The sequence below is a fragment of the Herbidospora daliensis genome (assembly GCF_001570585.1).
GTDB classification, from domain to species: domain Bacteria; phylum Actinomycetota; class Actinomycetes; order Streptosporangiales; family Streptosporangiaceae; genus Herbidospora; species Herbidospora daliensis.
In genome coordinates this window covers 107,475-127,957 of sequence record NZ_BBXF01000001.1, presented here as the reverse complement: position 1 = coordinate 127,957, position 20,483 = coordinate 107,475, and the positions used below count along the sequence as shown (strand labels likewise).

Annotated in this window: 18 protein-coding genes; 10 read left to right on the top strand and 8 right to left on the bottom strand. The window is 71.7% G+C overall.

All coding sequences use genetic code 11. The features are described 5' to 3' along the window. Positions 1–128 precede the first annotated feature (128 nt). Positions 129–1,076 carry a zinc-dependent alcohol dehydrogenase gene (locus AW274_RS00545; protein WP_062428284.1) on the bottom strand — a complete coding sequence of 316 codons (948 nt, stop codon included), beginning with the start codon at positions 1,074–1,076 and terminating at the stop codon, positions 129–131. Between the two features lie 49 nt (positions 1,077–1,125). On the opposite strand from AW274_RS00545, the gene AW274_RS00540 reads away from it, so the two are divergent. Continuing rightward, positions 1,126–1,836, top strand: a complete 711-nt coding sequence (locus tag AW274_RS00540; protein ID WP_063813044.1) for a MerR family transcriptional regulator — start codon at positions 1,126–1,128, stop codon at positions 1,834–1,836. A gap of 171 nt (positions 1,837–2,007) precedes the next feature. Here the strand turns inward: AW274_RS00540 and AW274_RS00535 are convergent, their stop codons facing one another. Both AW274_RS00535 and AW274_RS00530 read right to left on the bottom strand, forming a co-directional pair. Continuing rightward, a complete protein-coding gene (locus tag AW274_RS00535) occupies positions 2,008–3,144 on the bottom strand; it encodes a hypothetical protein (protein WP_062428282.1) in 1,137 nt (378 codons plus the stop codon). Then, positions 3,141–3,620: an RNA polymerase sigma factor gene (locus AW274_RS00530; protein WP_157519689.1), complete on the bottom strand. Its 480-nt coding sequence runs from the start codon at positions 3,618–3,620 to the stop codon at positions 3,141–3,143. Before AW274_RS00530 ends, AW274_RS00535 begins: the two co-directional genes overlap by 4 nt. 420 nt (positions 3,621–4,040) lie before the next feature. Between AW274_RS00530 and recQ the strand changes: the two genes are divergently transcribed. Continuing rightward, on the top strand, positions 4,041–5,975 hold the full coding sequence (recQ, locus tag AW274_RS00525; protein WP_269750524.1) for a DNA helicase RecQ: 1,935 nt from the start codon (positions 4,041–4,043) through the stop codon (positions 5,973–5,975). 116 nt (positions 5,976–6,091) lie between these two features. Here the strand turns inward: recQ and AW274_RS00520 are convergent, their stop codons facing one another. Next, complete coding sequence (locus AW274_RS00520) at positions 6,092–6,313, bottom strand: hypothetical protein (protein ID WP_062339778.1); 222 nt, start codon at positions 6,311–6,313, stop codon at positions 6,092–6,094. 90 nt (positions 6,314–6,403) lie between these two features. Then, complete coding sequence (locus tag AW274_RS00515; protein ID WP_062428280.1) at positions 6,404–7,600, bottom strand: ROK family protein; 1,197 nt, start codon at positions 7,598–7,600, stop codon at positions 6,404–6,406. A gap of 154 nt (positions 7,601–7,754) precedes the next feature. Between AW274_RS00515 and AW274_RS00510 the strand changes: the two genes are divergently transcribed. After that, positions 7,755–9,764, top strand: coding sequence for a beta-galactosidase (locus tag AW274_RS00510; RefSeq protein WP_062428279.1), 2,010 nt, complete (start codon positions 7,755–7,757; stop codon positions 9,762–9,764). 22 nt (positions 9,765–9,786) lie between these two features. Beyond that, positions 9,787–10,584, top strand: coding sequence for an ABC transporter ATP-binding protein (locus AW274_RS00505; protein WP_062428278.1), 798 nt, complete (start codon positions 9,787–9,789; stop codon positions 10,582–10,584). Here the strand turns inward: AW274_RS00505 and AW274_RS00500 are convergent. Next, positions 10,566–12,953 carry a LuxR C-terminal-related transcriptional regulator gene (locus tag AW274_RS00500; protein ID WP_062428277.1) on the bottom strand — a complete coding sequence of 796 codons (2,388 nt, stop codon included), beginning with the start codon at positions 12,951–12,953 and terminating at the stop codon, positions 10,566–10,568. The two genes, AW274_RS00505 and AW274_RS00500, sit on opposite strands and share 19 nt — an antisense overlap. 43 nt (positions 12,954–12,996) lie before the next feature. Then, positions 12,997–13,557, bottom strand: a complete 561-nt coding sequence (locus AW274_RS00495) for an RNA polymerase sigma factor (RefSeq protein WP_062428276.1) — start codon at positions 13,555–13,557, stop codon at positions 12,997–12,999. 187 nt (positions 13,558–13,744) lie between these two features. Here AW274_RS00495 and AW274_RS00490 point away from each other — a divergent pair, with 187 nt between their 5' ends. The 6 genes from AW274_RS00490 (at position 13,745) to AW274_RS00465 (ending at position 20,319) form a co-directional block, all read left to right on the top strand. Beyond that, positions 13,745–14,974, top strand: coding sequence for a hypothetical protein (locus AW274_RS00490; protein WP_062428275.1), 1,230 nt, complete (start codon positions 13,745–13,747; stop codon positions 14,972–14,974). A gap of 58 nt (positions 14,975–15,032) precedes the next feature. Beyond that, positions 15,033–15,956 (top strand): pirin family protein, encoded by a 924-nt coding sequence (locus AW274_RS00485; RefSeq protein WP_062428274.1) that lies wholly within the window; start codon positions 15,033–15,035, stop codon positions 15,954–15,956. 19 nt (positions 15,957–15,975) lie between these two features. Then, complete coding sequence (locus tag AW274_RS00480) at positions 15,976–17,685, top strand: MOSC and FAD-binding oxidoreductase domain-containing protein (RefSeq protein WP_062428273.1); 1,710 nt, start codon at positions 15,976–15,978, stop codon at positions 17,683–17,685. Between the two features lie 212 nt (positions 17,686–17,897). Continuing rightward, complete coding sequence (locus AW274_RS00475; RefSeq protein WP_198168957.1) at positions 17,898–19,085, top strand: type III PLP-dependent enzyme; 1,188 nt, start codon at positions 17,898–17,900, stop codon at positions 19,083–19,085. Continuing rightward, a complete protein-coding gene (speD, locus tag AW274_RS00470) occupies positions 19,085–19,465 on the top strand; it encodes an adenosylmethionine decarboxylase (protein ID WP_062428271.1) in 381 nt (126 codons plus the stop codon). The genes AW274_RS00475 and speD overlap by 1 nt, the downstream gene beginning before the upstream one ends. After that, complete coding sequence (locus AW274_RS00465) at positions 19,462–20,319, top strand: spermine/spermidine synthase domain-containing protein (protein WP_232319917.1); 858 nt, start codon at positions 19,462–19,464, stop codon at positions 20,317–20,319. The genes speD and AW274_RS00465 overlap by 4 nt, the downstream gene beginning before the upstream one ends. On the opposite strand, the gene AW274_RS40955 is transcribed toward AW274_RS00465, so the two are convergent. Continuing rightward, the gene (locus tag AW274_RS40955; protein ID WP_198168956.1) at positions 20,309–20,482 is read right to left on the bottom strand and encodes a hypothetical protein; all 174 of its coding nucleotides are present in this window, start codon (positions 20,480–20,482) and stop codon (positions 20,309–20,311) included. The two genes, AW274_RS00465 and AW274_RS40955, sit on opposite strands and share 11 nt — an antisense overlap. Position 20,483 lies beyond the last annotated feature (1 nt).

Here is a 20,483-nt window from a genome sequence, read left to right as displayed (position 1 = left end):
TTGCGGGTTGACAATCGAAACTGACGTGGGCGATCGGAATCGGCTGGAACGGGCCATGAATTCGCTAGTTAGTTCAAGCCAAAAACGATCTAGTGGCTACCGCTTTTGGGTATGGCCCAAATCACGGTTTAGGGCTCGATAACGATTTTGAGACCCTGCCGTGACTGCGCCTCGCCGAACGCCTTCGCAGCGTCCTGGAGCGCGAACCGATTCGACACCAGCGAGACGAGGTCGACCCGGCCCTGGGCCACGAGCTTGATCGCCCGGGGGTAGACGTCGTTCATGCGCCGCGCCATCGCGATCGTCAGCCCCTTGCGCCGCGCGGTCGAGGCCCGGAAGACGGTCCGGTCTTCGTCGGGGATGCCGGCCAGCACCACCCGCCCGCCCGGCCGCGCCATCTCGAAGGCGGTGTCGACGGCCTGGTCGGTGCCCGCCACCTCGAACACCACGTCGAGGTCGCCGTGGGGATCGGTGTCGGCGCCCAGCTCACGCGCCTTGGCGGCCCGGTGGGGCAGCGGCTCGACCGCGGCGACCATCGAGGCGCCCGCGATCTGCAGCAGCTGGATCAGCATCAGCCCGATGGGCCCGCACCCGACCACGCCGGCGGTCCCCCCGAGGGGCAGGTGGCCCAGGTCGAACGCGTGGATGGCGACCCCCAGCGGCTCCAGCAGCGCCCCTTCGAGGTCGGACACCGAGTCGGGCAGCGGGTGCAGGTAGGCGTCGGGCCAGGCCAGGTATTCGCGCAGGCCGCCGTCGGTCTGGCCGTGGCCGGCGAACCGCACGTGGGGGCACAGGTTGCGGTAACCCCGCAGGCACGACGGGCACTCCTCGCAGGGCACGGCGGGGTCGACCGCCACCCGCCGCCCGTCGAGGGTCACCCCGGCGAACTCGTGTCCGACCACGAGCGGCTGCGTCAGCTGGGCGTCGCCGATGCCGCCCTCGCCGAACCAGTGCAGATCCGACCCGCACACCCCGACCGAGGTCACCCGGACGACGGTCTCCCCGGCCTGGGGCACCGGATCGGCCTCTTCGTGGATCCGCAGATCGGCCGCCCCGTGGAGTCGTGCCACCAACATGGGAATCTCCCCTTGAATCGGACGTAACGGCAGGTCGTACGGTTGCCGCATGTGGACGATCGGCCAGCTCGCGCAGGCGACCAGAACGACCGTACGCGCGCTGCGTCACTACGACGAAATCGGTCTCCTGCGCCCGACGGAACGAACCCCCAACGGTCACCGCCGTTACGGCCCGGAAGATCTGCGGCGACTCTATCGCATCCGGTCATTGCGGACATTCGGCATGTCATTGGAGGAAATCGCCTCCTCTTTGGAGGTCCCGGGAGCCATGGAGACGCTCCTGCACGCGCAACTGGCGATCCTGTCGCACCGTGCCGAGGAACTCGACGCCCTCAAGACCCAGCTGACCCGCCTGCTCGACCACGACGACCCCGACGACTACCTGAAAGCACTGGAGATGATGGCCATGTTCGACGCCTATTTCACCCCCGAACAGCAGGACTCCCTGGCCGCCCGCCGCGAGGCGCTCGGCCCCGAGGCCGTCGAATCGGCCAAAATGCAATTCCGGACCCTGGTCGAAACCCTTCTGGCCTGTGTAAGAACCGGGGTCGCGCCCGACTCGGCGGAGGCCCGCGAGGCGGTCGCCCAATGGGACGCCCTCGGCGCAGCGTTCCACACGGCGGGCGCCGGCACCGAGACCGCGACCCGCAGGATGTGGGACGAGAACAGCGAGGAGATCAGCGCCCGCATGCCGTGGAGCGCCGAGGAACTGCGCGGCGTCGTGGCCTTCGCCGACGCGGTCAGGGCCGCCCGGGGCTGAACGTCGACGCGGGGCCGGCGCGTCCGATCGGCGATGAGGTTCGAGGCGAGCCGGCAGGTGGAAGAGCCCGCCGGATGACGGGCCCGTCCGCACGCCCTGTCACGGGCTGTCGTCGAGGCCGGCTCGGGGCGGAATCCCGTCGCCGGAGCCGACCGAGAGGTCGAGCGCCGGTCAGCCGACGGATCTGGGAGCGAGAGCGAAGAGAAGCACCATGTTCTCGACTCTCGGCGCTCCGAGCATGCTCCACTGCGACGCCGAGCAGTCCGGATTCGTGTCCGAGTGGTAGTGGCGAACCCAGGTCTCCTCCACGACGTGGATCGAGTCCGTTTCGAGGTTGTCGGCGACGCCCGGAGGCAGTCGGGTACCCGGGGACCAGATGAGGCCGTCGAGGGGTTCGGGCTCCTCGACGGCGCTCTGGGAGAGGTCGAGATCGCGAGCGTCCATGTGCCGCTTGCGCAGCCACACCGGGAGGCCGATGTCCGCGTTCTCACGGTGGCAGTCTTCGACGATCTCCAGTGCGATCGCCACCTCGTGGGCGAGCGTGAGCGCGCGCGTCATGTGCTGTCCGAGGTCGAACGCCCTGACGCGGTCTGGGTCATCCTCGGTTTCGTGCCTGGCGGCACCGTCGAAGCCGGAGAGGTGACTTGCGGCCCTGCTCCAGGTCGCCGCCAGTTCCTGGGCGTCCGGAGATCCCGAGAACCACGGACCGCCACCGGCCTCCACCATGCGCACCGCTTCCAGGACACGGTGTGCAGGAGGCGGCTTCTCCATGGGCCATGTCAGACCTCTCCGCCGGGTCGCGCCGGCCCGGTCGAGCGTGACGTATCTGGCCCTGCTGAGCGCGGCGACCAAGTGCCTGGCCCGCACCGAGTCCATCGTTTCGGGTTCCCGGCATCCCAGCTCGTAGGCGAGGTCGAGATCCGAGACGAAGTTGACTGACAGGTTGCTGGCCAGGGAGTTGGCCAGGTGACTTCCGACGTCGAAGGTTTCGGAGGAGGCGCGGAGATGGAACAGGTCGGGCTTGAGGGCGCGTAAGAGCCGCTGAGTGAACCCCATGACCGATTCCGCCACCCTGTCGGGGACGGGGGTTCTCAACCTCCGCAGTTCGATCAGGTGGAGCAGCCATCGGGCGCGCAGGTCGGCGGCGACCGCCGGGCGATCGGACAGCGGAGGGCCGATGAGACCCTGGTCCTCCGCTTCCATGATTCCGAGATAGACCGACGCGTATCCGGGCTGCTCGGCCAACTGGGCTTCCAGATCGCCGGTGTCGCGATCCTCGAAGCCGTCGTCGTTCTCCTGCTCATTCACCCGCCCACCTCGCCGGCCGACTGCTTGAGAAAGAAGCGCCTGAGCTGCCTGAGATACCTCTTGCGCAGGTCGCGCACCCTCTGCTCGGAGATGCTGAGACGCTCCGCCATCTCGTGAGACGTGAATCCGTCCCTGTCCATGGTGGCCACGATCCTGCTGATCGGGTCGAGGGATCGAATCGCCTCCTCGGTGATGAGAGCGGCGATCACCTCCTCGCTGGGATCGTCCATCACGAGCGCGTTCTCGTGCAGGGCGAGGGGAATCTCGCGACGCCGGGTAGGGGAGAGCGACCGGGGGGCCTGTCGCAACGCCACCTTCTTCAGCCAGGCTTCCGGATTCTCGATGGTGTGCCAGTCCCCGGCCTTCATTTTCCCCCACGCCTGGACGAAGGCGTGCTGGCGTGCGTCTTCGACGATCGCCGAGTCGTATCCCTTCGCGGCGAGGTACCTCCCGACGGCGCGGAAATGCATGTTCATCACATGCTCCAGCTGGTCTGCGAATTCATTTTCCATAGGTCTGTGAACGTCATTCTGATTCGAGGGAAAAGATCATCTTGGGCGGTGATCCGAGGTGGCGTTCGGGTGCGTCCTAGCAGGTCATGGCCGATAGAGGCGGTCATTCGATCGGAGCGAGGTCGGTCGAGCGCTCACGGCCCAGATCGTGCTCGTCCCTCTAGTGGTCGCTGTGGGGGGTTTCCGGGAACGTTATGGCCGTTTTTTTCAAGTAATCATGCGTCTACTCGTGAAATATGCGACTCTTAGGATTTTGGTTGTCTTATTGCGACAGTGGGCGACAATCACCCTCATCGGTGATCGGCGACATGATCTGTCGTTTCGGGCGCGAACGGCTCCTCGGGGAGTGGCGGGAATGTCGCCCGGGCTCGTTAGGGTGTGCGGGTGGCTTCCCCCGACGAGCTCGTCCCCTGGCCCGATGCCGAGGCCCCCGACTGGGACGACGACGAACCGCGGCTCGAGATGGCCCCCTGGGCCGATGAGACCCGGTTCACCGACCCCCGCGACGTGCTGAGCCGCGTCTTCGGCTACGACACCTTCCGCGAGGGCCAGCAGGAGATCATCGACCACGTCGTCGCGGGTGGTGACGCGCTGGTCCTGATGCCGACCGGGGGCGGGAAGTCACTCTGTTACCAGATCCCCGCCCTCGTGCGGCCCGGCGTCGGCGTGGTCGTCTCGCCGCTGATCGCGCTCATGCAGGACCAGGTCGACGCGCTGACCGCGCTCGGCGTGCGGGCCGGGTTCCTCAACTCGACGCAGGACCTGGGGGAGCGGCAGGCCATCGAGGCGCTGTTCGTCGCCGGGGAGCTCGACCTGCTCTACCTCGCGCCCGAGCGGCTGCGCTCGGAGCAGACGATGAACCTGCTCGACCGCGCGAAGATCTCGTTGTTCGCCATCGACGAGGCCCACTGCGTCTCCCAGTGGGGCCACGACTTCCGGCCCGACTACCTGGCCCTGTCGGCCCTCCACGAGCGCTGGCCCGACGTGCCGAGGGTGGCCCTCACCGCCACCGCGACCCCGGCCACCCACGCCGAGATCGCCACCCGGCTCAAGCTCGACGACGCCCGCCACTTCGTCGCCAGCTTCGACCGGCCCAACATCCAATACCGGGTCGTGCCCAAGAACGAGCCGAAGAAGCAGCTGCTCGACCTGCTGCGCAACGAGCACAAGGGCGACGCCGGCATCGTCTACTGCCTGTCGCGCAACTCGGTCGAGCAGATCGCCGCCTTCCTCGCCCAGAACGGGGTCCCGGCGCTGCCCTACCACGCCGGTCTCGACGCCCGCACCCGCGCCGCCCACCAGTCGCGCTTCCTCCGCGAGGAGGGGCTGGTGATGGTGGCGACGATCGCGTTCGGGATGGGCATCGACAAGCCCGACGTCCGGTTCGTGGCCCACCTCGACCTGCCGAAGTCGATCGAGGGCTACTACCAGGAGACCGGCCGCGCCGGGCGCGACGGCCTGCCGTCGACGGCCTGGATGGCCTACGGGCTGCAGGACGTCGTGCAGCAGCGCCGCATGATCGACACCTCCGAGGGCGACGACGCCCACCGGCGGCGGTTGTCGCGCCACCTCGACGCGATGCTGGCGTTGTGCGAGTCGGTCGGCTGCCGCCGCGTCGGCCTGCTCGACTACTTCGGCCAGAAGTCGGGGCCGTGCGGCAACTGCGACACCTGCCTGACCCCGCCCGAGTCGTGGGACGGCACGGTCGCCGCGCAGAAGGTGCTGTCGACGATCCTTCGGCTGCACCGCGAGCGCCGCCAGAAGTTCGGCGCCGCCCACATCACCGACATCCTGCTCGGCCGCGACAACGACAAGATCCGCCAATACGGCCACAACACGCTGAGCGTCTACGGCGTCGGCGCCGACCTGCGCGAGCCCGAGTGGCGCGCGGTCATCCGCCAGCTGCTGGCGCTGGGCATCCTCGACGTCGAGGGCGGCGACTACCCGACCCTGATCCTCACCGACGCCAGCGCCGACGTGCTGCGCGGGCAGCGCCCGATCAGCATGCGCAAAGACCCCGAGCGCAAGGCGTCGCGGGTCTCGGTGGCCAAGTCCGCGCCGCAGGCGGCCGACCTCTCCTCCGAGGCCAAGCCGCTGTTCGAACGCCTCCGCGCCTGGCGCGGCGCCACCGCGAAGGAACAGGGTGTGCCGGCCTACGTCGTCTTCCACGACGCGACGCTGAAGGAGATCGCCACCCGGCTGCCCGCGACCCTCGCCGACCTCGCCACGATCAGCGGCATCGGCGAGAACAAGCTGGCCAAATACGGCGAGTCGGTCTTGGAGGTCGTCGCGGGCGAGCCCGCCGACGCCGGTGAGTGAGACGGTGGCGGATCATGCTGCCCGGCGCGCGGCCGGGCAGCGTCGGGTTCCCAAGACGGTGAACACCCGACGGATCCCATCGCTCCGGCGCCCCCACAGGCCGGAGCCGTGCCTCTCTACTGCTGGGCGAGCCGTTCGAAGAGCTCCAGGGCCGCGGCCCTGACTTCCTCGGGCGACACCCCCTCCAGCACCGATCGGGCCTGGTCCTCGTCTCGCGTGGTCGCGCAGGTGATCGCCACGGAGGTGGCGGCCGCGTGTTCCAACGTGCCGGCGGGCTGGGTGTCGGCCAGTTCGCGGGCGCTGAGGGCGAGGTCCAGGATGTCGCGTGAAGTGCCCAAAGTGATCTCCTCGGCCAGTGGGGGGTTTGACGCCATTCTGCGGTATGCGCTCCCTGACGCGACGGAAATCCGTAAGGTCAGCACGCCGGACTAGCTTACGGCGGGTTCCCGCGAGGCCGACGACGAGGTGGTGCTGAGCAGGAATTCGTCGACCACCAGGGTGGCCGCGCCCAGGGCGACGGCGTCGGGGCCGAGGCGGCCGAGCACGATCGAGGCGGTCGAGTAGGGCTGCGTGAGGCAGTTCTCGGCGGCCTTCTGCTTGATCGTGGTCAGCTGGTGCTGGCCGAGCAGCAGGCCGGCCCAGCCGCCGACGACGATCCGCTCGGGGTTGAACAGGTTGATCAGGTTCGCCAGGCCCGCCCCGAGGAACTCGACCGTCTCGTCGACCACGGGGGAGCCCGAGGTCACCAGTTCGGCGAAGGCCGCCTGTTCGGTCGAGGTGTCGACGTCGATTCCGGCACGTTCCAGGACCGCCTCGGCGCCGATGTAGGCCTCCAGGCACCCGCGCCCGCCGCACCGGCAGTCGCGCCCGCCGATGGCGATCTTCGTGTGCCCCCACTCGCCGGCCGAGCTGTTGGCGCCCCGGTAGGTCACGCCGTCGGCGATGATGCTGGCGCCCACGCCCGACCCGATCAGCGCGATCACCGCGTGGCGGGAGCCGCGTCCGGCGCCGAACCACATCTCGGCCTGGCCCATCGTCTTGGCGCCGTTGTCGACGTGGAGCGGGAAGGGGGTGCCGGCCCGCAGCAGGGCGCCGAGGGGCACCGAGTCCCACCCGAACGTCTGCGCGTGGATCATGGCCTCGGGGCCGCGTTCGACGATGCCGGGCACGCCGACGCCCACGCCCAGGACCTTCGACGGCGGCACGCCGCTGTCGGCCACGACGGCGTCGATGCCCGACAGGATGTGGCGCACCACGACGTCGACCTCGTGGCCGCCGGGGCGCAGCGCGAACTCGCTCTTGGCCAGTTCGTTCATGTCGAGGTCGAACAGCTCGACCCGGACGTGGGTCTCGCCCACGTCGACGCCGATCGCGAAGCCGTAGGTCGGGTTGACGCGCAGCAGCACGCGGGGGCGTCCGCCGTCGCTGTCGACCAGCCCGGCCTCGGCGATGACGTTGTCGGCGAGCAGGTCGCCGGTCACGTTGCTGACGGTCGCCGCGCTGAGCCCGGTCAGGGCGGTCAGCTCGTGGCGGCTCGTCGGGCCCGCGAAGTAGAGGGCGCGCAACAGGACCGCCCGGTTCCCCCTTCGGAGATCGCGGACGGTACGTCGCTCGGGCCTCACCATGATCTTCCTTCCCCCAGGTCTGGGCCCATGTTAGATCACAGCCAAAAATAAGTCATCCGACGTGGTCGGAGCGTTACCAATGATCCGTGGGTGACTTTTTTCAAGATATAGACTATGTATTAGAGCAATTGGGTGCATCAGTGAAGGAGTGAGCGTGGCCATCGAGGTCCGCGACGGGGTTACCGTCATCGACGGCGAGCCGCAGGTGCTCGTAACGGCCGACTATCCCTACTACCGGGACGACCCCTCCGTGTGGCGCGACCGGCTCATCGCGATCCGGGACGAGCTGGGCATCCGCGTGATCACCTGCTATCTCCCGTGGCGGCACCACCAGCCGACCCCCGACGGGCCGCCCGACTTCTCCGGCGACAGCCAGGGCAACCGTGACGTGGTGGGATTCCTGGCGCTCTGCCACGACCTCGGGCTCCAGGTGGTGGCCAAACCCGGGCCGTTCATCCACGCCGAGACCAACTACGGCGGCCTGCCCGACTGGGTGTGCCCGAAGCACAACCCGGCGATCGAGGCGGTCCTCGACTCGGCCGGCGCGGCCTCGAACTGGCTCGGCGACCCGCTGCCCGCGCCGCTCGCGCCGCTGTTCGACGGCATGGTCACCCAGTGGCTCAACGCCACCGGCAAGGAGGTCATCGAACCGGCGACCTGGCCGAACGGGCCGATCATCCTGATGCAGATCGCCAACGAGGGCATCTACACCAGCGGCGCGCTCCCGCTGAGCGCCTACGACTACAGCGCCTCGGCGCTGGCCTTCTACCGCGACCGGCTGAAGGACTGGTACGGCACCGTCGAGGAGTACGACCGCCTCCACGGCACCGCGATCGACGACTGGTCGGACGTCGAGCCCCCGAGGGAGTGGACCGGGCCTGCGCGATCGGAGGAGCTGCAGTCCTACGCCGACTGGGGACGCTTCCACGCCGAGTACATGGCCGAGGTCTACCACCGCTGGAGCGCCGCCGTCGCCGCGCGCGTCCCGGTCGTGGTCAACCTCAACCCGCCCGCCGAGCACCACCACTCGTTCGACGACTGGCTGGCCCGCGTCCGCCCCGAGATCTGGGACGGCATCAACTACGGCTTCACCAACTGGATGGGCGTCGTGTCGGCCAACCGCGACTCCCACGCCCGCTACGTGACCGCCGCCAAGCGCGCCCCCGGCCCGAACCTGGAGGAGAACTGGGGCTTCTCCAAGCTCTACGACCCCGCCTACGCCGACGGCACCACCTCCTACCACCAGACGCTGCTCGCCCTGGCGGCCGGCGCGACCGGGTTCAACGTCTACACCGGCGTCAACACCTCGGGCTGGACCCACGACCTCGACAGCCTGCACGAGTCGCCCTACCCCGACTGCGCCCCCATCGACGAGAACGGCGCGGCCACCCCCAAGGCCCACACGCTCAAGTCGATGTCCGACTTCCTCACCCTGCACGGCGCGGAGTTCCTGGAGTCGCGCCCCGAACGCGCCGGCGCCTACGGCCTCTACCTGCCCTACGCCGGGATCGCCGCCTTCTCGCCCGAGGGCTCCGACGCGCCGCAGCTGGGCCGGTCGCTGCGTGCCTACCACGAGCGCTGCCGGGCCGAAGGCGTCGACTACGCGCTGGTCGAGCTGCAGAGCGCCACCGTCGCCGACCTCGCCGCCCACGGCAGCGTGACCGTGCCGGGCGGGCCGTTCATGCACCGCCACGTGCAGGCGCTGCTGGCCGCGCACCTCGCCGCCGGCGGCTCGGTCGCCGTCGACGGCCCGGCGCCGACCCTCGACGAGGACCTGCGTCCCTGTACGGTCCTCGCCGACGCCCTCCCCTCGGAGCCGGCCGACGTGACCTCCCGCGTCAGGATCACCCACGGCCACGCCGACGCCTACCTGCGCGTCCACCCCGACCGCGACGTCGCCTACCTGACCGTGCTGACCCAGAGCGACCACGAGGGCGCCGTCTGCCTGGAGCTCGACGGCCGGCCGATCGAGCTGATCACCGCCAGGGGCGGCGCGGCGCTGCTGCGGATCGTCGACGGCGAGCTCGACGACTTCCTGGTCAAGGGGATCAACACCTACCTCGACTCGGCCGTCCCGGCCGGGGTGAAGCACGGCGACCGCATCCACATCGCCGACCACCCCGCCGACCTCGATCGCGTGGGAGGTCGGTTCCGGGTGTCCTGAAACACCCTGACATGCTGTGCGGATGAACGATTCCGCGCTTGAACTCCACGGGGTGAGCGTCCGCGCCGTCGGCCGCGCGCTGGTCTCCGACGTGGACCTCACCGTCCGGAAGGGCGAGCACTGGGTGGTGCTCGGCCCCAACGGCGCCGGCAAGACCACGATGTTGTCGGTCGCCGCGACGGTGCGCCACCCCACCTCCGGCACCGCCCGCGTGCTCGGCAAGCAGCTCGGCAAGGTCGACCTGCGGGAGCTGCGCCGCCACATCGGCCTGGTGGCGGCCAGCCAGCGGCTCGTCGACGAGTCGCTGCTGGAGGAGGAGGGCGCGACCGCCAAGACGGTCGTGCTGACCGGCCACACCGGCACCAGCGCCCCCCTCTGGGACCAGTACGGCCCGGCCGAGCACGCCAAGGCCGAGACCCTGCTGACCGACCTGGGCTGCAAGGACCTGGCCGACCGCCTCTTCGTCGTCTGCTCCCAGGGCGAGCGGGCCCGCGTCCGGGTGGCCCGCGCCCTCATGGCCGACCCGGAGATCCTGCTGCTCGACGAGCCGTTCGCCGGTCTCGACCTGCCGGCCCGCGAAGACCTGATCGAGGCGCTGGAGGAGCTCGCCGCCCGCCCCGGCCTGGCGACCGTGCTGGTCACCCACCACCTGGAGGAGGTCCCGGCGACCACCACCCACGCGCTGCTGATGCGCGACGCCCGGGTGCTGGCCGGCGGCCCGGTCGAGGAGGTCCTGACGGGCGAGCACCTGTCGGCGTGCTTCGGCCGCCCCCTGCGCATCGACCGCCACGACGGCCGCTTCTACGCCCGCCGGGGCTGACCCCGCACCAGCAGCGCCACCAGAGCGGTCCGGGAGGACACCCCCAGCTTCGCGAACACGTTCGACAGGTGATACTCGACCGTCTTCACGCTGAGCGTCAGCCGCCGGGCGATCTCCTTGTTGGTCAGCCCCGCCACCACCAGCCCGGCGACCGTGCTCTCCTGGGCCGTCAGCGCGTCGTTCGACCGCCCGCACGCGGCCAGCTGCCGATTGGACCGTTCCAGGAACGGCGTAGCGCCGAGGGCCCGGAACCCGTCGCAGGCGGCCCGCAACCGCCGCGCCGCCTCCGTGCGCCGCCCCGACCTGCGCAGGAACGAGCCGTAGGCGAACTCGGCCCGCGCCCGCTCGAACGGATCGGCCGCCCGCACCGCCTCCTCGAACAGCGCCGTCGCCGCCGCGCCCTCCCCGCGCGCGGCCGCCAGCCCGGCCCCGGCCCGGGGCCCGCCGATCCAGACGCCCTCCACCGGCAGCAGTCCCGGCGGAATCGGGCAGGGCGCCGCGCCGGGACACTCCACGCCGCCCTCGACCTGGTCGGCGAAGGCCGCCGCCGCCGCGAGGAACGTCCGCGCCAGGCCGCTCATCGGGCCCCATCCCGACAGCAGCGCCCGCGCGGTGCGCAGATCACCCCGGGCCGCGTGGACCGTCGCCTGCGCCGCGACCGTGAAGGGCGCCGTCCAGGTGCCCGACGGACGGGAGAGGGCGTCGTCCCAGGCCCCCGTGCGCACCTCGGCGAGACACCGCAGCGCCCCGGCCACCTCCCCGGGCACGCCCCGCAGGTCGGCCAGGGCCCCGGCCGCGTCGCCCGTCCAGAGCCGCACCGCCGCGCGGCCGGTCAGCAGGTCGAGCTCCTCGGGGGAGGCCACCGCCGGATCGGGCAGCCGCAGGTCCAGCGCCTCCTCCGGGTGCCCGGCGGCGAACTGGGCCACCAGCCGGACGAAACCCGCCCCCGGTCCCGCCGCCCGGGACGCCCACCGGCCTCCCTCGGCGAGCAGGCCGTCGGCCAGGCAGAGGCGGGCCAGCGCCGTCGCCGCCGCGCCCGCGAAGGCGGGTTCCCGGTCACGCCAGGCGAGTTCGAGCAGCAGCCGGGCCCGCGCGCCGTCGCCGGACGCCTCCTCGACGACGCCCGCCGCGAACGCCCGCGCGCCGGGATGGGCGTTGGGCTCCCGCGCCGCCTCGGCGGCCCGCGCCACCTGGCCGTCGAGCACCAGCGCGTGCACCGCCTCGGCCCGCAGCACCCCCCGGTCGCGGGCCGGGGCCGTCAGCCGGGCCGCGCGCTCCAGGTGGTCGGCGGCCGCGTCCCAGTTCCCGGCCGCCCCCTGCTCCCGTGCGAAGGCGGCCACCTCCCGCGCGAACGCGTCGTCGGCCCGGGAGACCGCGCTGATCCGGTGGCGCAGCCGGTCGACCGGGTCGGGGCAGATCGCGGCGGCGTCCAGGTGCAGCCGGGCCCGCTCGCACGGCCGCAGCCCCTCGTAGACCGCCGCCCTGGTCAGCGGGTCGGGGAAGCCCACCAGCAGCTCCCCGCCGAGCCGGTGCACCAGCAGCCCGGCGCTGACCGCCTCGTCGAGCAGCAGGATCGCGTCGGGGGTGCCCGCGAGCCGCTCGGCCTGCCAGAGCGGGCCCTCCTCGCCGAGCACGCTCGCCGCCCGCACCAGCGCGCGGGTCTTCTCGTCGAGCCGTGCCAGCCGATCCTGTACGTCCATCGCGTACCCCCGGGGCGCGGGCAGCCGCCCCATGGGGTCGGCCAGCACCTCGGGCGGCGTCTGCCGGAGCAGCGTCTCGGCGTGCAGCGGGGAACCGCCCGTGTGCGCCCGCAACCGGGCCAGCGCCGCGGACCCGAGAGGGGCGGGGCACACCAGCGCCGCGAGTTCCCCCAGCTCGGCCACGCTCAGGCCGGTCAGCGAGATCCGGGTCGCGTCCTGGAGCGGCCGGCGCAGCTCGCCCGGCGGCTCGTCGCGGGTGACCACGACGACCAGCACGCTCCCGGTGCGCAGGCGGCGCAGCGCGAACGCCAGCGCCCGCACCGAGGGGAGGTCGGCCCACTGGGCGTCGTCGGCCACCAGGGCCACCGGCTCCGCCGCCGTCGTGAGCACGCCCAGCAGACGTGCTCCGACCTCTGCCGGGTCGCCGCAGGCGTCGTGGAGCCACTGCTGGGCGAAGCCGTAACCGAAGGAGCTTTCGAGGGGATCGCCGCTCGCGGCGAGCACCCGGAAGCCCTCCAGCGCGCTCCGGACCAGCGCGGTCTTGCCCACGCCCGGCGGGCCGTCGACCAGCACCACCGCTGGGCGGCCCGATCGGGCGCGGGCGGCGCACGCCTCCAGGACGGCCCGTTCGCGGTCACGTCCGACGAAGGCGGCCCTCAGCTCAGACACGATTGTCACGGAAGGTAGGAGGGGGACCACCCGGTCCTGATACCTAGTCGGGGCCGCCGACTTTCGCGCGCAGCGACTTCAGGCAGCGGGCGCGGGTCGGCCCGATGCTGCCGACCGGCATGTCGAGGGTGGCCGCGATCTCCAGGTAGCTGGGCGGCGGCGTCGCCGACAGGATCCGCAGCAGGTCGCGGCAGCGCTGCCCGAGCTGCTCGAACGCCGCCAGCAGCCGGGTCGCCCGCGCGGCGTCGATGGCCGCCTGCTCGGCGTCGAGGAGCACCTGCTCGGGGGTGCGGTCGGGGGAGCGCACGTCGGCGAGGAAGCCCTCGCCCGCCGGGGTCACCCGGCCGGCCGCCTTCGCCAGCCGCAGCGCCTCGCGCCGCGCGGTCGTGGCCAGCCAGCCGCCGACCTTGTCGGGCTGCTCGATGCGGTCGAGCCGCTCGGCCAGGCGCAACCACGCCTCCTGGACGACGTCGCGCCGGTCGTCGTCGCCGAGCCCGAACCCGGCGGTCACCGCCCACAGCAGCCCGGTGAACCGGGCCACGAGAGCGTTCCAAGAGGCCTCGTCTCCACCGGCGGCCCCTTTGACGAGGTCGGCGACGTCCATGGTGTCCTCCTCCGCCGAGGGCCATCTAACAACGATTCGGGCCGGTTCGGTACCCGATAAGCCTCCCCGCCACAGGAGGCTGGAATCACCGATTTCCCCGCTGTCACAGGGGTTTCGTGCGCGTGGCACGCGACATTCTGGAATGATCGCGTCGTTATACCGTCGGACGTCGAGATTGATGGTTCGTATGCCTGAATTCGAAGAGATTTCCGCCTGGGTCTCCGCGAACCCGGTCGGCGCGGCGATCATCGCCGTCTTCGCCCTGGTGGCGCTCGTCATCCTGCTCTATGTCCTGCGCGCCGTCTGGCGCGGAGCCGGCCGCGTCTTCACCAAGTACATCGCCCCGCGGCCCACCGAAGACATCCTGACCATCGTCGCGGCCAGCATCGCGACCGGTGTGTCCGCCCAGGGCATGTGGCAGTTCGCCGGTGACGTCCTCGGCTTCGACGGCCCGCTGCGGCTGCTGCTCTTCGCGTTCATCGAGGTCGCGGTCATCACCTCGGCCGTGCGCGCCCGCCGGAACATGCGCGAGAACTACTCCGCCGGCATCGACGGCCTGGCCGTGTGGGTGCTCACCGGCCTGTCGGCCGTGTTGTCGGCCATGGACGCCGCCAGCGTCGCCGAGGCGATCTTCCGCCTCGCCGCCCCGCTGGTCGCCGCCTGGCTCTGGGAGCGCGGCATGGCCATCGAGCGGGTCAAGCTCACCGGCCGCCACCGCATCCACTGGCGGCTCACGCCCGAGCGCGCGATGGTCCGCCTCGGCCTGGCCGAGTCGAGCGACCGCACCGCCAGCGACGTCGACGCCCACCGCCGCCTCACCCGCGTCGCCCTGGCCGCCAAGCGCGCCCGCCACCTGCGCGAGACCGGCGCCTCCGACCGCCGCATGCGCGCCGCGCTGGCCCGCCTCGACCGCGCCATGGACCAGGCCGTCGAGCACACCGGCCTGGCCAACGACGCCGAGCGCCAGGAGGCGCTGCTGTCGCAGATCGGCGCGCTGTTCAACACCAGCGCCCTGCTCGACCTCCACCCGCCGGTGCCGTGGGAGCCCGAGCCCGAGCAGCCCGGCATCGCGATGCGCGCCCTGATGGCCCCCGCCGACGAGGAAGACGAGCTGCGCCGCCAGCCCGCCGCCTCGCCGGTCGACATCATGCAGCGCTCGTCGTGGATCAAGGCCGCCCGCGCCTACTGGGACCAGGCCATCGAGGAGCGCTTCGTGCCGCGCGCGGCCGACATCGCCCGCGAGACCGGCGTCCCGCTCGACATGGCCAAGGAGTTCCGCTCCCTCTGGAAGCTCGAGGCCAAGGCCCACGCGCTGATCGAGGCGGCCTACCTGGAGCACGGCATCGTCGACACCGGCCAGTTCCCGGCCATCCCGGCCGAGCGCGTGTTGTCGGTGAACGGCGCTCACGCCGGCTGATCGTCCTCTCGAAGGCCCCGTTCGTCGCGAACGGGGCCTTCGGCATAGATTCCGGGTTATGAGCAACCTCGAGAGCGACCCCCGGGAGGCCGTCTGCGGCGGCGAGGGCGCGGGGGAACCCGAACTGCTGCCCGGCCGCGACGTCGTGCTGGGCGGCACGCGCGGGATGACGGTGACCCGCACGCTGCCCACCGCCGGCCGCCGGATGGTCGGGGCGTGGTGCTTCGCCGACGCCTACGGGCCCGAACCGGCCGCGATGACGGTGCCGCCGCACCCCCACACGGGGCTGCAGACGGTCAGTTGGCTCGTCGAGGGCGAGGTGCTGCACCGCGACACGCTCGGCAGCGAGCAGGTGATCAAGCCGGGGCAGCTCAACCTGATGACCGCCGGGCGCGGCATCGCCCACTCGGAGGAGTCGGCCTTCGGTCGGCTGCACGGCGCGCAACTGTGGGTCGCGCTGCCCGAGAGCGCCCGGCACACCGCCCCCGCCTTCGAGCACCACCCCGACCTGCCCGAGCTGACCGAGCCCGGCTGCTCGGTGACCGTGCTGCTGGGCGAGGTGGCCGGGCTGACCTCGCCCGCCACCGCCCACACGCCCATCGCCGGGGCCGAGATCCGGGTGTCCGCGCCCGCGCGGCTGCCGCTGAAGCCCGCCTGGGAGTACGCCGCTCTGGTGTTGTCGGGCACCGCCGAGGTCGCCGGGACCACGCTGGAGCCCGGACCGCTGCTCTACCTGGGCGCGGGGCGTTCGTCGGTGGAGCTGGGCGGCGACGCCCGGCTGCTGCTGCTCGGCGGCGAGCCCTTCGAGGAGCGGATCGTCATGTGGTGGAACTTCGTCGGCCGCTCCCACGACGAGATCGTCGAGTTCCGCCGCTCCTGGGGCGAGGGCGCGCTCGGCCCGGTGCCCGGCTACGACGGCGACCCCCTCCGCGCCCCCGAGCTGCCCTCGCTCCGGCTGAAGCCGCGGGGCCGCGTGCGCTGAGCTGGGTAGATGTCCCCGTATGGGGGAGATCGTCGGAAAGCTGCTGTCGGTCAACGTGGGCCTGCCCAAGGACGTGCCCTGGGAGGGCCGCACCGTCCACACGGGCATCTGGAAGAGCAGTGTGGAGGGGCCGCGGCAGGTGCGGCGGCTCAACATCGACGGCGACGGGCAGGGCGACCTGGCCGGGCACGGCGGCGAGATGCGCGCCGTGCTCGTCTACCAGATCGACTCCTACGCCCACTGGAGCCGCCACCTCGGCCGCGACGACTTCGTCCACGGGCAGTTCGGCGAGAACTTCACCGTCGACGGGCTGCCCGACGACGAGGTCTGCATCGGCGACCGGTACCGGATCGGCACCGCCGTCTTCGAGGTCACCCAGCCCCGCGTCACCTGTTTCCGGGTGGGCCTGCGGCTGGGCGTCCCGGAGATGGCCTCACTCCTCGTCGGGCACCGGCGGCCCGGGTTCTACCTGCGGGTGATCACCGAGGGCGTCGTGGCGGCCGGAGACGACATCGAGCGGCTGTCGATCGGCGCGGGGGAGGTCTCGGTCACCGAGGCCGACGCGCTGCTCTATCTGCCCGGCCCGCGCGACCCCGCCCGGCTGCGCGCCGCGCTGGGCAACCCGGCGCTGAGCCCCGGCTGGCAGGGGTCGTTCCGCGATCTGCTCGCCGCCGAGCCCCCCGCGCGGCCCGCGTGGCCGGGGTTCCGGCCGCTCGCCGTGACGCAGGTGCGGCGCGAGAGTGAGGACACCGTCTCCTTCTATCTCGCGCCCGCCGACGGCTCGGCCCTGCCCGTGGCGCTGCCCGGCCAGTACCTGACGGTACGGGTGCCCGACGGGTCGGTGCGCAGCTACTCGTTGTCACTGGGGTCGTCGGGCTACCGCATCACCGTCAAGCACGAACCGGGCGGCGAGGTCAGCGGATGGCTGCACGCCCGGGTCGCCGAGGGGGACACCCTGGAGGCGGCCGCGCCCCGGGGCGACTTCACGATGGCCGACGCCTCCTCGCCGGTCGCGTTGATCTCGGCCGGGATCGGCATCACGCCGGTGCTGGCGATGCTCCACGCGCTGGCCGAGACGGGCGCGCAGCGGGGCGTCTGGTGGCTGCACGTTACACGTACTGTCAGGACGCAGGTCTTCGCCGACGAGGTCCGCGCGCTGCTCGACCGCATCCCCGGAGCCCGGGAGAAGGTGTTCCTGACCGCCCACGAAGCGGGGCAGCCGCTGCCGCCGCACGCCGAGATCGGCCGCCCGACCGCCGCCGGCCTGGCCCGACTCGGTCTCCCGCCCGATACCGACGCCTATATATGCGGGCCCGCCGGCTTCATGAGCGCCATGTCCGACGCGCTGGCCGGCGCGGGGCTCCCGGCCGGGCGGGTGCACACCGAACTGTTCGGCACGCTGGCCGCTGTCAACCCCGGTGTGGTGGACGCGCGGCACGTCCGGCCGCATCCGCCGGCTTCCCAGGGGACCGGCCCGGAGGTCACCTTCGCGCGCAGCGGGCTGACCGTCCGGTGGGGCGAGGAGTACGGCAGTCTCCTCGAACTCGCCGAGGCGTGCGACGTGCCGGTGCGGTGGTCGTGCCGGACGGGGGTGTGCCACACGTGCGTGACCGGGCTGCTGGCCGGCGACGTCCGCTACCGGACCGAGCCGCTGGAGCCGCCCGCCGCCGGCGACGCGCTCATCTGCTGCTCGGTGCCGGTCCGGGAGGACGTCGTTTTGGACCTGTAGTTACGCCCCGAGAACAACGTGCCACGATTGGTGAAATTTCGGCATTTGGGTGGACGGGAATCTTCTCTTCTGCCCTTCCCGTCACACAGTTAAAACCGCTGGGCTCTATCAATTCGCTAAGTAAGGTCCGTGTCACCTTCAGGTTATGGTCATTAGGGTTCCTCTGTGACTACTTTCGGTGGGCGATATACCACGGAAAGTAAGGGGGAGCCGTGCCAGACCTGACTCTCACGCGACGTGTCGAGGGCGCGATGGAGGGGGCCGCAGTGCGGCTGCGCGCCTTCGCCGACCGTCACGAGACGCCCAGTCCCTGCCTGCTCATCGATCTGCCGACCCTCGAGTCGACCTACCGGACGATGAGCCTCGCGTTCATCGGCGCCGAGATCCTCTACGCGGTCAAGGCCAACGCCGCGCCCGGCGTCATCACCACCCTCGCCCGGTTAGGGGCCGGCTTCGACGTCGCCAGCCTCGCCGAGATCGAGCTCTGCCTGGCGCGCGGGGTGCCCGCGTCCCGGCTGTCGTTCAGCAACCCGGTGAAGAAGCGCTCCGACGTGGCCGCCGCCTACGAGCGCGGAGTGCGCACCTTCGCCTTCGACAACCCGGGCGACCTGCGCAACATCATCGTGGAGGCGCCCGGCTCGAAGGTCTTCTGCCGCATCCAGGTGACGCCGCCGGCCGCCGCGATGCCGTTCGGGGCCAAGTTCGGCTGCCCCGAGGAGGCCGCCCCGGAGATGCTCGCCGAGGCCGCCGACCGCGGCCTGCGGCCCCAGGGTGTCACGTTCCACGTCGGCTCCCAGCAGCGCAACCTGGCCGCCTGGGACGCCGGCATCGCCGCCGCCGCGAAGATCGCCCAGATGCTCGAACCCGAGGGCGTGCGGCTGCCGGTCATCGACATCGGCGGCGGGTTCCCGATCTCCTACCGCGAGCAGGCGGCCGCCCCCGAGGAGTTCGCCCGCGCGGTCGACCTGTCGCTCGCCCGCCACTTCGAACCCCGCGACCGTCCGCGACTGGTCATCGAGCCGGGCCGATCCCTCGTCGGCCCGTCGGGCATGATCCGCGCCGAGGTCGTGGCGGTGCGCGGCGGCGTGCCCGCCGACCCGCGCCGCTGGGTGTTCCTCGACGTCGGCCGCTACAACGGCCTGGTCGAGACCGAGAACGACACCATCGCCTACCGCATCCACGCCCCCGCCGGGTTCGGCCCCGACGGTCCGGTCGTGCTGGCCGGGCCGACCAGCGACGGCGACGACGTGCTCTACAAGCACACCGACTACGGCATGCCGCTCTCGCTCGCCCCCGGCGACCCCGTCGAGATCATGGACGCCGGGGCGTACACCTCCAGCTACTCCTGCGCGGCGGTCAACGGCCTGCCGGCGCTGCCGACCTTCTGCGTGCCGGGCTGATGACCGCGCAGATCGGCCGGTTCAGCGGCATCCACGTCATCGTCGAGTTCGAGGACGCCGACCCGGCGCTCCTCGACGACGAGTCCCTGCTGCGCACCCTGCTGCCCAGGGCCATGAAGGAAGCGGGGGCGACCGTCATGGAGGTCGTCTCCCACCGGTTCGTCCCCCAGGGGGTCACCGTGCTGACCCTGCTGGCCGAGTCGCACGCCTCCCTGCACACCTACCCCCAGCACCGCGCCGCGTTCGTCGACGTCTTCACCTGCGGCGACCGGGCCGACCCCCGCAAGGCCGTGAGCGTGCTCGCCGCCGAGCTGACACCGGGCCGCGTGACGACGAGGATCATCGGCAGAGGCGGTCAGCGAGTGGAGGCGACCCTGTGATCGAACACGACGGGCACCAGTGGATCGACGAGCCGACGACCCGGGGCATGCGCCGCCTGTGGCGGGTCGACGCCGTGCTCCACGAGGAGACGACCCCGTTCCAAGACGTCCTGGTCGCCGTCACAGAGCAGGGCGCGAGCCTGTTCTGCGGCGGCGAGCGCCAGTCGACCGAGTTCAGCCAGCTCGTCTACCACGAGGCCCTGGTCGTCCCCCCGGCGCTGCTCGCCGACCGGCTCGACCGGTGCCTGGTCATCGGGTCGAGCGAGGGGGTGGCCTGCCAGATCCTCGCCGAGGCGGGCGCCCAGGTCGTCGACCACGTCGACATCGACCGGCGGGCGGTCCGGATCTGCGCCGACCACCTGCCCTACGGCTACACCGTCGCCGAGCTCGCCGCCGCCGAGCGCGGGACCGGCCCGATCCGGGTCCGCTACGAAGACGGTTACGCCTTCCTCGAGTCGGCCGCCGGCTACGACGTCATCGTCGTCGACCTGCCCGACGAGAGCCCCGAGGGCGACGCCCAGCACGACCGCCTCTACGGCGCCGAGTTCCTGACGATGTGCCGCAAGGCGCTGGCCCCCGGCGGGGTCGTGTCGACCCAGGCCGGCTGCATGACCATGTGGCGCAACGACACGCTGCGCCGCTCGTGGGACCGCTTCACCACGGCGTTCCCGACCGTCGTCTACTACGGCTCCGACGAGCACGAGTGGGCGTTCGTCAGCGCCCGCGCCGACACCCTGGCCGACCCGGTCGGGTTCATGCGCGAACGGCTGGCCCGCCTGCCCTACCGCCCCGTCTCGATCGACGACGCGGCGCTGACCGGCAACACCGTGCCGCCGCGCTCGGTCAGGGGTTAGGAACCGAGCCCTGCGAGGAGATCTCGGCCGTCCGTTCGCGGAGCCGGTCGCGGATCTCCTCGGGGGTGTAGGCCCGGCGCCGCCGTTCGGCGCGGACCGCGACCACTCCGGTCGCCGCGACGCCCGCGAACGCGGCCAGGCCCAGGATTTTCCACCAGCGCATG

Coding starts and splice junctions, on each gene's coding strand:
- AW274_RS00545 (WP_062428284.1), bottom strand. CDS start 1,076: ATGTTGGTGGCACGACTCCACGGGGCGGCCGATCTGCGGATCCACGAA.
- AW274_RS00540 (WP_063813044.1), top strand. CDS start 1,126: ATGTGGACGATCGGCCAGCTCGCGCAGGCGACCAGAACGACCGTACGC.
- AW274_RS00530 (WP_157519689.1), bottom strand. CDS start 3,620: ATGAACATGCATTTCCGCGCCGTCGGGAGGTACCTCGCCGCGAAGGGA.
- AW274_RS00515 (WP_062428280.1), bottom strand. CDS start 7,600: ATGGTGAGGCCCGAGCGACGTACCGTCCGCGATCTCCGAAGGGGGAAC.
- AW274_RS00505 (WP_062428278.1), top strand. CDS start 9,787: ATGAACGATTCCGCGCTTGAACTCCACGGGGTGAGCGTCCGCGCCGTC.
- AW274_RS00495 (WP_062428276.1), bottom strand. CDS start 13,557: ATGGACGTCGCCGACCTCGTCAAAGGGGCCGCCGGTGGAGACGAGGCC.
- AW274_RS00490 (WP_062428275.1), top strand. CDS start 13,745: ATGCCTGAATTCGAAGAGATTTCCGCCTGGGTCTCCGCGAACCCGGTC.
- AW274_RS00485 (WP_062428274.1), top strand. CDS start 15,033: ATGAGCAACCTCGAGAGCGACCCCCGGGAGGCCGTCTGCGGCGGCGAG.
- AW274_RS00480 (WP_062428273.1), top strand. CDS start 15,976: ATGGGGGAGATCGTCGGAAAGCTGCTGTCGGTCAACGTGGGCCTGCCC.
- speD (WP_062428271.1), top strand. CDS start 19,085: ATGACCGCGCAGATCGGCCGGTTCAGCGGCATCCACGTCATCGTCGAG.
- AW274_RS40955 (WP_198168956.1), bottom strand. CDS start 20,482: ATGCGCTGGTGGAAAATCCTGGGCCTGGCCGCGTTCGCGGGCGTCGCG.